This is a genomic window from Sphingobacterium sp. MYb388, from assembly GCF_037479535.1.
GTDB classification, from domain to species: domain Bacteria; phylum Bacteroidota; class Bacteroidia; order Sphingobacteriales; family Sphingobacteriaceae; genus Sphingobacterium; species Sphingobacterium anhuiense.
Map to the genome: position 1 here is coordinate 1 of NZ_JBBGYV010000028.1, position 690 is coordinate 690.

At 37.5% G+C, this 690-nt stretch carries 2 protein-coding genes; one reads left to right on the forward strand and one right to left on the reverse strand.

Annotated elements, in window-relative coordinates:
- Nucleotides 1-514 (forward strand): DJ-1/PfpI family protein (locus WH188_RS26225; RefSeq protein ID WP_339424887.1); only part of this gene is annotated, 514 nt, incomplete at its 5' end.
- Between the two features lie 49 nt (nucleotides 515-563).
- Here WH188_RS26225 and WH188_RS26230 read toward each other — a convergent pair.
- Nucleotides 564-680, reverse strand: coding sequence for a helix-turn-helix domain-containing protein (locus tag WH188_RS26230; protein ID WP_339424889.1), 117 nt, complete (start codon nucleotides 678-680; stop codon nucleotides 564-566).
- Nucleotides 681-690 lie beyond the last annotated feature (10 nt).

Here is a 690-nt window from a genome sequence, read left to right on the forward strand (position 1 = left end):
TAACTATAATATTTACACCGTATCGGCAACAGCCAATAAAAATATAATCATGGACGGTGGAACAGTAAACCTAGTTTCTAAATACAGCATATACGATGCTCCACAATCAGATATATTGGTCATCCCTGGAACATCTCCTGAGATTGTCAAAACGATCTCTGCAGATAAAAAAATGATGAATTGGATTGTCTCACAGAATGAAAAAACCCAAATGACAATGTCTGTCTGTACTGGTGGACTTATATTGGCAAATACTGGTCTGCTCGATGGGCGATCTGCAACTACGCATCACTGGTCAATTGATGAACTGAGATCGCACCCTAAAATAAAAGTGCAGGAAAAAACTCGATTTGTAGTGGATGGCAAGTTTTTAACTGGCGCCGGTGTCACTTCTGGTATGGATGTGGCTCTTCAAGCTATTGAATTGATAAACGGTAAAGAAATTGCTGACGATATCGCACTCGGAATGGTTTATGACCGTTATAATACGATGGAATTTTTACCTAAAAAATAACGCAAAATAACAAATGAAGTAACTGTTGACAAATATGATTTGTCAGCAGTTATTCTATTTTACCTTGAAACTGTTTTCTGTGGAATTCCTTCGGAGTTTCACCAGTATATTTCTTAAAAAAGCGGTTAAAATAACTATCCGTTTCAAATCCCAACTCCCATGCCACTTCCTTTGCT